The sequence below is a fragment of the Phenylobacterium sp. genome, assembly GCF_004799395.1.
GTDB lineage: Bacteria > Pseudomonadota > Alphaproteobacteria > Caulobacterales > Caulobacteraceae > Phenylobacterium.
On sequence record NZ_SSMZ01000250.1, the window covers coordinates 1 to 11,080 of the forward strand.

The following is an 11,080-nucleotide window of genomic DNA, read 5'->3' on the forward strand; positions in this document are numbered from 1 at the left end:
CGCGCCGGGACGCGAAGGATGCCTTGCGGGCCAGAACAAGGCCCACGCCAAGGCCGCGCGGTGCGGGAGGCCGAGCCGCCTGCCCTCAACCGCGCCCGTGGTCTAGGCGACAAGCATCCGGCGGCGGCGAAGCGCGGCTCCCGCCATCCCGAAGCCGCCGATCATCAGCGCCCAGGCGGCCGGCTCGGGAACCCCGCCGGCCCCGGTCTCGACGGCCCAGATGTTCATGTCGGCATCCCCGCCGCCCCCGTTCTGGACCACGTCGTGCGGGGCCACGTTGTCGACGGTGCTCCATGATGGGTCACCCTCGTAGGCGTAGGTGTAACTGTAGTCGCCGACGTCGCTCAGGGGCGAGCTGAACGCCCACATCAGCTGGCGATTGGGCGCTCCGCCGGTCACCGCTTCGACAGCGAGCCAGCTTGCGTCGTCGCTGACCGGGTTGCTCGAGGTCAGCGCCTGGACCTGGCTCTCGTCCGCCAGGCTGAAGCCCGCGCCGTTCGCCGCCGCCAGCATCTGGTCGGGGGTCTCGTTGAAGAAATTGTCCAATCGCAGCCAGACCAGCCCGGTGCTGGTGTCCTCGAACGCGCCGAAGCCGTCGACGTCGGAATGGGCGACCAGCGCGGCGCTGGCGCCCGAAGCGGCCAGCAACAACGAGCCGGCGGCCAGAAGGCCCGCCGTGATGTTCCGTCGAAACGCCATGTGAATTCCCCTGCGCCGAAAAGGCGCCACGCAACCCTATGGCCGGGCCTGACGCGCCACCACCGGATTCCCCAAGCGGGCGAGTCGGGTACTTCGAGACGCCAAGCCGTTGGTTTCGCCTGCAACTTTATTGCCGCACGCGGCCCTATTGCGCCCCTGGCCGCAATGACTTAGGTCCCGCCCCTTCAGTTTGGGGAAGAATTTCATCGCGGCCATGACGGACAAGCCTGCGCCATCACTGGACGATGTCCGCCGGCGGATCGACGCCATCGACGCCGATCTTCTGCGGCTGGTCGTCGAGCGCGCGTCCCTGGCCAAGGACGTGGCCGTCGCCAAGGCCGCCTCCGGCGACAGCGGCAAGTTCGGCCTGCGCCCGGCGCGCGAGACCCAACTCCTGAGGAAACTCCTCGCCGGACCGCGCAACGGGGCTCGGCCCGGTCTGATCGTGCGCATCTGGCGCGAGCTGATCGGCGACAGCCTGGCCACCCAGGGCCCCTTCCATCTCGCCGTCTGGGGCGGCCGCGATCCGGGCCGCACGGTCGAGGTCGCCCGCCTGCGCTTTGGCGTCGCCCCGTCCCTGCGCCAGGTGGCCAAGCCAGAGGACGCCATCGCTGAGGCCAGGCAGCTGGGCGGCGTCGGCGTCTGCGCGCTTACCCCCGACAGCGCCTGGTGGGGCCGCCTGCTGGCCGAGCCGAAACTCAAGGTTTTCGCGGCCCTCCCCTGCCTCGCCGCCTGGGGTCCGCTCGCCGCGCTCGCCGTCGCCGAGGTCGAGGTCGAGCCCACCGGCGCCGACAACACCTTCTGGGTCACCGACGCGCCGCAGGCTGCCAAGGCGGTCGAAGACGCGCTCAGCCACGACGGCGTCGCCGCCACCCTGCTGGTCGAGGCCGGCGGACTGAAGCTCTTCCTGCTCTCCGGCTACTACCAGCCCGACGATCCGCGCCTGGCCCGCGCGCCCGGCAAGCTCTCAGGCGTGATCGGCGCTGCTCCGGGGCCGCTGGACGTCTAGGGGCCTCAGCAGTCCGCCGGGAGCGGCCCTCAAAGCTGCCCCATAAGAGACCCCTGTCGGCCCAGGGCAGACATCCATCATCCGCTCGATGCGGCGGTGAAGACTGCCAATTGATCGGCGAAAGCGCGCTGGTAGGCGGGGCGGGCCTCGCCGCGGGCGACGTAGGCGGCGAGGTTTGGGTATTCGTCGAGCAGGCCGGAGACGCTCAACCGGCGCAGCACGTGCGCCATCATCAGGTCGCCCGCGCTGAAGGCCCCGTCGAGCCAGTCGGCGTCGCCAAGCCGGCGGGAGAGTTCGCCCAGGCGGTCGCGGATGCGGTCCTTGATGAGGGGCAGGCGCTCTTCATGCCAGGGCTTGTCGCGCTCCATGAACATGGCCGTTTGCAGGTCGATGATCGGCGCCTCGACCGTGCCGACCGCGGCGAACATCCAGGCGATGGCGCGGGCGCGGGCGTCCGCTTCGTTGGGCAGCAGGCCGGCATGGCGCTCCGCGATATGCAGCACGATCGCTCCGGACTCGAAGAGGGCGAGGCCTGCGTCCTCATAGGTCGGGATCTGCCCGAAGGGATGGAACGCGCGGTGCGCGGGCTCCTTCATCTCGGCGAAGGAAACCAGGCGGACGTCGTAGGGCTGGCCCACTTCCTCGAGCGCCCAGCGGACGCGCATGTCGCGCGCCAGTCCCCGGCCGCGATCGGGCGACTGTGCGAAGGCGGTGATGGTGGGGCTCATAGGGAGGCTCCAGGCGACGGCATGACGCCGTCCAGCGTGGCATGGTTCATGGCGATCTTCTTCCGCATTGTCGCTCTCCGGCTCCTTTGTCTCCCGAGGACGAACGACCGGCGGGCCTCACGACACGGCCCAACGGATATTTTCATCGGCCTGGATTGTCGCCGGGCGGCGCGCCATGTCTCCCGTTGGCGATCGGGGCTGCGCCGCCGTCGCTCTGCGTGTAAGAGGGCGCCTCCGTCCACCTAAGGCTCAAGCTCCGAGCCCTGCGCTTATCCTGAAGGTCATGTCCGAGTCACCGCTCCTGCCTACCGCGCCGCAAGACGAGCGCACCAAGGCCGCCAGGCCGCTCCCGAAGCCGGGCATCATGGACATCCACGCCTATGTGCCGGGCAAGGCCAAGGCCGAGGGGTTCGCCGAGCCGGTCAAGCTTTCGGCCAACGAGAACCCCCTGGGCTCCAGCCCCAAGGCCCAGGAGGCCTACGCCAGCGCCGAGCACAGCCTGCACGTCTATCCCGATCCGCGAGCCTCCATTGTCCGCGCGGCGATCGCCGCGCGGCACAGGATCGAGCCGGAACGCCTGATCTTCGGCTGCGGCTCGGACGAGGTGTTTGCGCTGCTAAACCAGGCGTTCCTGGAGCCGGGCGACAACATGGTGCAGGGCGAATACGGCTTCGCGGCCTTCGCCATCGGCGCCTACGCCTGCCAGGCCGAGGTTCGCCGCGCCCACGAGCCGGACTTCCGCGTCGATGTGGACGAACTCCTGAAGTGCGTCGACGAACGCACCCGGCTCGTCTTCCTGGCCAATCCCGGCAATCCCACTGGCACCTGGATCCCGTTCTCCGAAGTGCGCCGCCTGCACGACGCCCTGCCGCCCAGCGTGGTCCTGGTGCTCGACGGCGCCTATGGCGAGTTCGCGCTCGACGCCAACTTCGACGACGGTATCGACTTGGCCCGAAATTCCACCAACGTCGTGGTGACCCACACCTTCTCCAAGCTGCACGGCCTGGCGGCCCTTCGCATCGGCTGGGGCTATGCGCCGCTGGAGATCGCACAGGCCATCGACCGCATCCGCCTGCCGTTCAACACCTCCATCGCCGCCCAGCGCGCCGCGGTCGCGGCCCTGGCCGACGAGGATTTCCAGCGCGCCTCCATCGACCTGAACGAGACCTGGCGGCCCTGGCTGACCCAGCAACTGGGCGGGCTCGGTCTCGACGTCATCGGCCGCTCGGCGACCAACTTCCTGCTGGTCGGCTTCCCAAAGGTCCCCGGCAAGACAGCCGCCGAGGCCGACGCCTTCCTGGCCTCGAAGGGTCTCCTGGTGCGCGGCGTCGGCAACTACGGCCTGCCCGACCACATCCGCATCACCATCGGCCTTGAGACCCACAATCGCGCCCTGGCCGAGGCGCTCGCCGACTTCATGACCCGATGAGCCCGCCGATCTACGCCCGTATGGCCGTCATCGGTTGCGGCCTGATCGGCTCGTCGGTGATCCGCGCGGCGCGGGCTTCCGGCGCCGTGGGCGAGGTCGCCGTCGCCGACGCCTCTGAAGCCGCCCGCGCCAAGATCGTCGAGCTGGGCTACGCCGACAGCGTCCACGCCGATGCGGCCGAGGCCGCGCGCGGCGCCGACCTGGTGGTCTTCGCCGTACCGGTGATGGCCATGGGCGCCGCCGCCCGCGCCGCCGCCCCGGGCATCGGGGAGGGCGTCACGGTCACCGACGTCGGCTCGGTGAAGGGCGCGGTCGCCGATGCCCTGGCCGCCGTCCTGCCGGACAGCGTGCACATCGTTCCCGGCCACCCGATCGCCGGCACCGAGCAGTCGGGCCCCGAGGCCGGCTTCGCCGAACTGTTCCGCAACCGCTGGACCATCCTGACGCCCCAGGCCCGCACCGATGCGCCCTATCAGGGCGCCGTCGAGCGCCTGACCGACTTCTGGACCGCGCTCGGCGCCCACGTCGAGCTGATGGACGTTCGCCACCACGACCTCGTGCTGGCCGTCACCAGCCACCTGCCCCACCTGATCGCCTACAACATCGTTGGCACCGCCGCGGACCTCGAGGGCGTCACCCGCGGCGAAGTCATGAAGTACTCCGCAGGCGGCTTCCGCGACTTCACCCGCATCGCCGCCTCGGACCCCACCATGTGGCGCGACGTCTTCCTGGCCAACAAGGATGCGGTGCTCGAGGTCCTGGGCCGTTTCACCGAGGACCTGCAGGCGCTCTCCCGCGCCATCCGCTGGGCCGAGGGCGACAAGCTGTTCGAGCTGTTCTCGCGCACCCGCGAGATCCGCCGCGGGATCATCGCCGCGGGCCAGGAAACCGCCACGCCGAACTTCGGCCGCGACGCGCCTCGCGCGGCGGCAACGCCGGACACAAATCCGCAATAGTCCTAGCGCCCCATCGGCTCCGCGATTCACCCCGGAGAGCCCCATGCGCCTCATCATCCTCGCCGCGGCGGCCGCCGCTGCTATGGCCATGACCACGCCGCTTGCCGCCCAGGCTCAGGGCCAGATGCCGTCGGCCGCCGACCTCATCAAAATGTGGGACAAGAACGGCGACGGCGTCGTCGACAAGGCCGAGTGGGTGGCCGCGGGCCGTCCGGCCGAACGCTTCGACCTGGTCGACGCCAACCACGACGGCAAGATCACCGTCGAGGAGCTGGCCGCCGCCATGGCCAAGATGCGCCAGCAACAGGGTCAGTAATCTTTCGTCCCCAAGAGTTGAGTGCATGAGCGATCAGCAGGAGCGCGCCGGCTTCGAGGCCCTTGCCCAGGCCGGCGCCGATGACGATGCGGCCCGCGCGCTCGGCAGGCGCCTCAAGGCCCAGCCGCAGGCCGCCGATCTGAAGGCGCTCTCGGCCCTGTGGATCCATGGCGCGGTCGCCGCGCCGGAACGCATCCCCGGGCTCTACGACGCCGTCGCCGAGGGCTATCTGGGGGAGCCGGTGGGCGCGCCGCCCGTGCCCACCGACGCACGCGCCGAGCCCGATCCGATCCCGCAACCCTTCTGGCCCGGCCTCTGGACCCTGCTGGACGAGCCGCCCTCCGGCATCGAGGCGGTGAACCTGACCACCAAGACCGCCGCGCTCGCGGGCTTGGTCTCGCCCATAGTGCAGACGCGGATCGGCAAGGCGGCGCTCTGCTATCCGGATGTGCCGAAGGCCGTCGCCCAGGGCTATCCCAAGCACTTCTCCCTCGACGTGCTCGCCAAATGCCCTCCGGGCTCGCTGGGCGCGACCTTCCACTCGCTGATCGTCGACAACGGCTTCGATCTGGAGGTGCTGGACCGCGCTGCGCTCGGCCTCGACAAGCTGCCGCCGCCGCTCGACTACCTGAACGCGCGCATCCTACAGTGCCATGACCTGTGGCACATCGTGGCCGGCTACGAGACCACCGCCCTGCACGAGGTGGCGATCTCCGCCTTCCAGCTCGCCCAGTTCGGCCACCACTATTCGTCGATGTTCCTCGGCATGGTGCTGACCCGAGTGGCCTTCGAGCGGCCGGAGGGCGGGGCGATCATGCTGCCGGTCATCCTCAGCGCCTGGACCCACGGGCGGCGCACGCCGCCGCTACTGCCGGTCAACTGGGAAGGCGTCTGGAACAAGCCCCTGGCCGATGTCCGCGTCCAACTCGGCGTGACCCCCTACGCCTCGCCGTTCCCCGCCGATCTCTTCGAGCAGCTGTCGGCGGCGGCCTAGAGGCCGCGGCGCCCGAAAAGGCGTCGCCGGGATCACCGTTCTCCCGTTCAAGGCGAACTCAATTTACAGGCCCCGCAAATTGGACAACGCTGTAGATCCGGCCGCTTAGCGTACTCGGGCCGATTAGCAGTTCAACTTATGGGGGTTGATATGAACGTGAGACTCGCAGGCCTTTCGGCTTCGATGGCGCTCCTGGCTGGCGCCCTAGGCACGGCGGCTCCGGCGCGGGCGGCGGTGGATATCAACGCCCTGTTCAGCTCGACCTTCACCTGCACCAACTGCGGAATCGATCCGTCCACCGTCGTGTCGCTACAGGGCAACAGCCAGGTGCAGGCCGCGGTCCTGGCGGCGACCCAGCAGATCTCATCCCAGTTCAGCAACAATCTGACGACCAACATCCTGTTCTACGGGGTCCACGCCGGGACCGACGGCTTCCTGGCGGCCAGCGAGTCCGGCCAGACGGTCTACAGTTACAGCCAGTACACTGCGGCCCTCGGCGCCGATGCCGCGGCCCACCCGCAGAACACCGTCCTGAACACCGCCGTCGCCAATCTGGGAGCCGGCAACGGGGCGAGCCAGCCGCTGATGGTGGTGAACACCACCGATGCGCGGGTGCTGGGCCTGGGGACCGGCGTCTACACCACGTCCGGGGCCGGGAATTCGACCGCACAGTTCGACTCGACCGGCGACTACGTCGGCATCAACGGAACTGCGGACGCCATCGTCCTGCTGAACCTCGACCAGCCGTTGAGCTTCACCCGGCCGCTCCCCGGCTACACCGACCCGCCGGGCGCCATCTATGACGCGCAGTCGTCGCTTGAGCACGAGATCGACGAAACCCTGGGCATCGGCGGCGCCGGTTCGCAGCTCAACAACTTCAACGGCGATCCGAACTACGCCGAGGATTTGTTCGGCGTGAGCGGACCCTTGCTCGGCGTCCTCGACCTCTACCGCTATCAGGCGCCCGGCGTGGCGTCGTTCGATCCGACGACGACATCGATCACCGGCTGCACCAATCTCCAGATCTGTAGCGGCCTGCCCTCGCCCTACTTCTCGGTGGATGGCGGAGTGACCTCGATCGACACCTTCAACCAGGCCTTTCCGCTGATCGGCGGAGACGCCGCGGACTGGGGCCTGGACCTGTCCAGATCCTGCGCCGGCGGCGGCATCGGTGGCACCGGCGACGTGCAGGACGCGTTCAGCTGCAACAACATCTCGCCCGACATGCGGCCCGGCACGCCCTCCTACGCAGCCTTCGAGTCCATCGGCTACAATCCCGTGCCGGAGCCCGCGACCTGGGCGCTGATGCTGCTGGGCTTCGCCAGCCTGGGCGTCGCGCTCCGCCGCCGGACCGCCACGGCCGCCACCGCCGCCACCAACTGAGGCGCACCGCAGACCCTAAGGACCCCCGGTCCGCAAGGGCCGGGGGTCTTGCTTTCCGCTATATTCACCCTTATAGGTGAATAATGCTCGACGCCACCCTCACCGCCTTGGCCGACCCGACCCGCCGCGCGATCCTTGCCCGGCTGGCGGCGGGCGAGGCGCGGGTGACCGAGGTCGCCAGGCCCTTCACCATCTCGCTGAACTCGGTCTCCAAGCACATCCGGATGTTGGAGCGCGCCGAGCTGGTGCGCCGGCGGATCGAGGGCCGCGAGCACATCTTGACCCTCAACCCGCGCGGCCTCGACGAGGCCGCGCAATGGATCGAGGAACAGCGGGCGCTGTGGACCTGGCGCCTCGGCGAACTCGACAACGTCCTGCGGGAGAAAACCGATGGCTGAATTCTCGGTGACCCACAGCTTCGCCGCGACGCCCGAACAGGTGTTCGACGCCTGGCTGGACCCGGCCATCGCGCGCCGCTTCCTGTTCGCCACCCGCGACGGCGAGATGATCCGCGCCGAGGTCGACGCGCGCGTCGGTGGCCGGTTCACCTTCGTCGACCGCCGCCCGGAGATGGGCGACGTGCTGCACACCGGCGAATATCTGGAGATCGACCGCCCGCGGCGCGTGGCCTTCACCTTCGCCGTCCCGCAATTCAACCCGGACTTCACCCGCGTCACCGTCGAGATCGTCCCCGCGGGCGCCGGCTGCGACCTCACCCTCACCCAGTCCGACGTCCCCGCCGAATGGGCCGAACGCTCGCAGGAAGGCTGGGCGATGATCCTCGACTGGCTGGAAGCGGCGCTCTAGATTCTCCCCCTCAGGGGAGGCGGCCCGAAGGGCCGGAGGGGGTTTCCCCAGCCGAGTCCGCGACAGCCGACATCCGAAGCGCCGCTGAGGAAGCCCCCTCGGTCGCTTCGCGACGGCTTCCCCTAGGGGGGTGTATCTTTCGCGCCGGTCGCCAGGAACGCGCTCACCCCCTCGATCGCCTCGACCAGGCCCACCCGCTGCAGCTCCACCCCCTCAGGCAGGCCGGAGAACAGCCGGGTCGGCGAGCTGGCGTCCAGCATCACGAAACAGCCCTTGTCGTCGGCGCGGCGGATCAGCCGCCCGAACGCCTGGGCGATGCGTCCGCGGGCCACGGCGTCGTCATAGCCCTTGCCGCCGAAGCGCAGCCGCCGCGCCTTGTGCAGGATGTCGGGCCTGGGCCACGGCACGCGGTCGAACACCAGCAACCTCAGCGAACGCCCCGGCACATCCACCCCATCCCGCACCGCGTCGGTGCCCAAGAGGCACGCGTCCTCCTCCGCCCGGAAGATGTCCACCAGCGCGCCGGCCTCGCCGTCGATGTGCTGGGCGTAGAGGGCGATGCCCTTGTCGGCGAGCGGCGCGGCGATCCGCTCATGCACCGCGCGCAGCCGCCGGATGGCGGTGAACAGGCCCAGGCCGCCGCCGCCCGCCGCCAGGAACAGTTCGCGCATGGCCGCGGCCACCTGGCGCGCGTCGTCCTTGGCCACGTCCGTCACCACGAAGCACCGCGCCTGGCTGGCATAGTCGAAGGGCGAGGCGAGCTTCAGCGTTTTCGGCCGCTCCGGCAGCCGGGCTGCGCCGGTGCGCATTTCCGCCAGCGCAAAGGGGTCGTCCAGCGTCGCGTCGGCCAGGGTCGCAGACGTCACCAGCACCCCATGTGCAGGCGCGATCACCGCATTGGTCAGCGGCTCGGTCGGATCGACCCAATGGCGCCGGCACGCCGCGTCCACCACCCGCCCATAGAGGAAAGTCGCGTCGAACCAGTCCACGAAGTCCGGGTCGTCCTCGGCGTCCTCGTGGATGGCCCGCAGCATCGAGCGCCAGGCCGGCAGCGCCATCCGCGCGCGGCGGTCGATCCCCCGCAAAGCGCCTTCAATGCGAGCCCGCGTCGCCGGCTCCAGCACGCCGGCTTCATCGTCCAGCACGTTCTCCAGCTGCCGCGCCAAGGCCACCAGGGGCGCCTCCACCCTGGCCAGCGCTTCCGCCGCCGTCCGCGCCGTGGTCCGCACCAGGTCGAGCGCCGGCCGCGCCGCGCACTCCATGCCGATCTCGCTGGGCGCCGCGCGGGCCCTGAGCTGCTCCATCACCGCCACCAGGAAGTGCTCGATCGGCCCCACAGGCCCCACCTCCCCGTTCGGCGGCGCGATCCGCCCCGACCAGCCCTCGCCCGGCAGCGCGCTCGCCGCATGGGTCGCCGCGATCAGCGCATCTCGCGCCTCCCCGTGGTCGCCCAGCACCTCCATCAGCCGTTGTTCCAGCCCGCGCCCGCGCCGGCCGCGCCCCTCCGGCCCGCGGATCCAGCGCCGCATCTCCGCGGCCTCCGCCCCCGATAGCGCCGCGGCGAACGCCGAATCCGCCGCATCGAACAGGTGGTGGCCCTCGTCGAAGACGATGCGCTTCAGCTGCGTCGTCTCCCCGTCGGCCTTCGACCCCCGCGCCGCCCGCGCCCCATCGAACGCCGCCTGCGTCAGCACCAGCGCATGGTTGGCGATCACGATGTCGGCCCGCCGCGAGCCGCGGATCGCCTTCTCCACGAAGCAGGTCCGATAGTGCGAACAGCCTGCGTGGATGCACTCGCCGCGCCGATCCACCAGGTTGGCCGCGCTCGCCTGGTTCACCGGCGACACGGCGAAGAGGCCGGGCAGCCAGGCCGGGAAGTCCCCGCCGGTCATGTCGCCGTCCCGCGTCGCCCTGACCCAGCGCGCCGCCAGTCCCATGCCCACCAGGTCACCGCCGCCCAGCTGCGCGGCGTTCACCGCCTCCTGGAAGTTCAGCAGGCAGAGGTAGTTCTCGCGCCCCTTCCTCACGACGGCCTTGCGCGCCCGCACCTTCGGGTCGGGATAGATCGATTGGCTCTCCCGCTCGATCTGCCGCTGCAGCGCGCGGGTATAGGTCGAGACCCACACCGCCGGCCCATTGGCCTCCGCCCACAGCGAGGCCGGCGCCAGATAGGCGAGCGTCTTGCCGATCCCCGTGCCGGCCTCGGCCAGCATCATCCGGGGCTCCCCTTCGCGCTCGCGCGGCTGGAACGCCCAGGCCGCCTCGTAGGCGAACTCCGCCTGCGCCGGCCGCGCCTCGTCCAGGCCTGAGCGTTCCAACAGCTCCCGCAACCGCGCCGCCGCCGCCTCCGGCGCAATAGGCTTCGACCCCGCCTCACCCGGCGGCGCCTCGCCCTCCCATTCCGCCAGGCGCGTCCAGGCGTCCAGCCCCGAGGTGCGGAACATGTTCCCCACAGCCACGGACCGCAGCGCCCCGATCGCCGCCGTCCCCCAGGACCAGCCGCCCCGCGCCAGGGTCTCGGCCACGGCCAGAGCCTCCTCGCGACTCGGCTCCGGCGCCGCCGCCAGCTCCGCCAGCAGCACCCCACACGCCGCCCGCAATGCCACGGCCTGAGCCTCCGCGCCCTTCGGCTCCGCCATCCCCAGCGCCTGAGCCAGCCCCGCCGCCGACGGCGCGCAGAACTTTCCTGGCCGCACAAAGGCGAACAGCTCCAAGGCGTCGAACACTCGGTTGGAGCGCGGCGGTACGGGCACGCCCAG

The 11,080-nt window shown here is 70.4% G+C and carries 11 protein-coding genes; 8 read left to right on the forward strand and 3 right to left on the reverse strand.

Annotated elements, in window-relative coordinates; genetic code table 11:
• Window positions 1-102 precede the first annotated feature (102 nt).
• Entirely contained in the window at window positions 103-699 is a 597-nt protein-coding gene (locus E8A12_RS15895; protein ID WP_293370552.1) for a PEPxxWA-CTERM sorting domain-containing protein, read from the reverse strand.
• 214 nt (window positions 700-913) lie between these two features.
• On the opposite strand from E8A12_RS15895, the gene E8A12_RS15900 reads away from it, so the two are divergent.
• Window positions 914-1,708, forward strand: coding sequence for a chorismate mutase (locus tag E8A12_RS15900; protein WP_293370554.1), 795 nt, complete (start codon window positions 914-916; stop codon window positions 1,706-1,708).
• A gap of 77 nt (window positions 1,709-1,785) precedes the next feature.
• Here the strand turns inward: E8A12_RS15900 and E8A12_RS15905 are convergent, their stop codons facing one another.
• Window positions 1,786-2,436, reverse strand: a complete 651-nt coding sequence (locus E8A12_RS15905; protein WP_293370556.1) for a glutathione S-transferase family protein — start codon at window positions 2,434-2,436, stop codon at window positions 1,786-1,788.
• Window positions 2,437-2,719: 283 nt separating this feature from the next.
• Here E8A12_RS15905 and E8A12_RS15910 point away from each other — a divergent pair, with 283 nt between their 5' ends.
• The 7 genes from E8A12_RS15910 to E8A12_RS15940 all read left to right on the forward strand — a co-directional run bounded on the left by E8A12_RS15910 (window position 2,720) and on the right by E8A12_RS15940 (window position 8,321).
• A complete protein-coding gene (locus E8A12_RS15910) occupies window positions 2,720-3,865 on the forward strand; it encodes a histidinol-phosphate transaminase (protein WP_293370558.1) in 1,146 nt (381 codons plus the stop codon).
• Entirely contained in the window at window positions 3,862-4,821 is a 960-nt protein-coding gene (locus tag E8A12_RS15915; protein WP_293370560.1) for a prephenate/arogenate dehydrogenase family protein, read from the forward strand. The genes E8A12_RS15910 and E8A12_RS15915 overlap by 4 nt, the downstream gene beginning before the upstream one ends.
• 43 nt (window positions 4,822-4,864) lie before the next feature.
• Entirely contained in the window at window positions 4,865-5,137 is a 273-nt protein-coding gene (locus E8A12_RS15920) for an EF-hand domain-containing protein (RefSeq protein WP_293370562.1), read from the forward strand.
• 25 nt (window positions 5,138-5,162) lie between these two features.
• On the forward strand, window positions 5,163-6,131 hold the full coding sequence (locus E8A12_RS15925; protein ID WP_293370564.1) for a Coq4 family protein: 969 nt from the start codon (window positions 5,163-5,165) through the stop codon (window positions 6,129-6,131).
• Window positions 6,132-6,281: 150 nt separating this feature from the next.
• A complete protein-coding gene (locus E8A12_RS15930; protein WP_293370566.1) occupies window positions 6,282-7,514 on the forward strand; it encodes an NF038122 family metalloprotease in 1,233 nt (410 codons plus the stop codon).
• A gap of 83 nt (window positions 7,515-7,597) precedes the next feature.
• The gene (locus E8A12_RS15935) at window positions 7,598-7,912 is read left to right on the forward strand and encodes a metalloregulator ArsR/SmtB family transcription factor (RefSeq protein ID WP_293370568.1); all 315 of its coding nucleotides are present in this window, start codon (window positions 7,598-7,600) and stop codon (window positions 7,910-7,912) included.
• Window positions 7,905-8,321 (forward strand): SRPBCC domain-containing protein, encoded by a 417-nt coding sequence (locus E8A12_RS15940; RefSeq protein ID WP_293370570.1) that lies wholly within the window; start codon window positions 7,905-7,907, stop codon window positions 8,319-8,321. The genes E8A12_RS15935 and E8A12_RS15940 overlap by 8 nt, the downstream gene beginning before the upstream one ends.
• A gap of 122 nt (window positions 8,322-8,443) precedes the next feature.
• Here E8A12_RS15940 and E8A12_RS15945 read toward each other — a convergent pair.
• The coding region (locus E8A12_RS15945; RefSeq protein ID WP_293370572.1) for an ATP-dependent DNA helicase at window positions 8,444-11,080 on the reverse strand (2,637 nt) is incomplete at its 5' end.

What these genes read in the sequence shown, in the direction of transcription:
- E8A12_RS15895 (WP_293370552.1), bottom strand. Translation starts at nt 699, where the DNA reads ATGGCGTTTCGACGGAACATCACGGCGGGCCTTCTGGCCGCCGGCTCG.
- E8A12_RS15900 (WP_293370554.1), top strand. Translation starts at nt 914, where the DNA reads ATGACGGACAAGCCTGCGCCATCACTGGACGATGTCCGCCGGCGGATC.
- E8A12_RS15905 (WP_293370556.1), bottom strand. Translation starts at nt 2,436, where the DNA reads ATGAGCCCCACCATCACCGCCTTCGCACAGTCGCCCGATCGCGGCCGG.
- E8A12_RS15910 (WP_293370558.1), top strand. Translation starts at nt 2,720, where the DNA reads ATGTCCGAGTCACCGCTCCTGCCTACCGCGCCGCAAGACGAGCGCACC.
- E8A12_RS15915 (WP_293370560.1), top strand. Translation starts at nt 3,862, where the DNA reads ATGAGCCCGCCGATCTACGCCCGTATGGCCGTCATCGGTTGCGGCCTG.
- E8A12_RS15920 (WP_293370562.1), top strand. Translation starts at nt 4,865, where the DNA reads ATGCGCCTCATCATCCTCGCCGCGGCGGCCGCCGCTGCTATGGCCATG.
- E8A12_RS15925 (WP_293370564.1), top strand. Translation starts at nt 5,163, where the DNA reads ATGAGCGATCAGCAGGAGCGCGCCGGCTTCGAGGCCCTTGCCCAGGCC.
- E8A12_RS15930 (WP_293370566.1), top strand. Translation starts at nt 6,282, where the DNA reads ATGAACGTGAGACTCGCAGGCCTTTCGGCTTCGATGGCGCTCCTGGCT.
- E8A12_RS15935 (WP_293370568.1), top strand. Translation starts at nt 7,598, where the DNA reads ATGCTCGACGCCACCCTCACCGCCTTGGCCGACCCGACCCGCCGCGCG.
- E8A12_RS15940 (WP_293370570.1), top strand. Translation starts at nt 7,905, where the DNA reads ATGGCTGAATTCTCGGTGACCCACAGCTTCGCCGCGACGCCCGAACAG.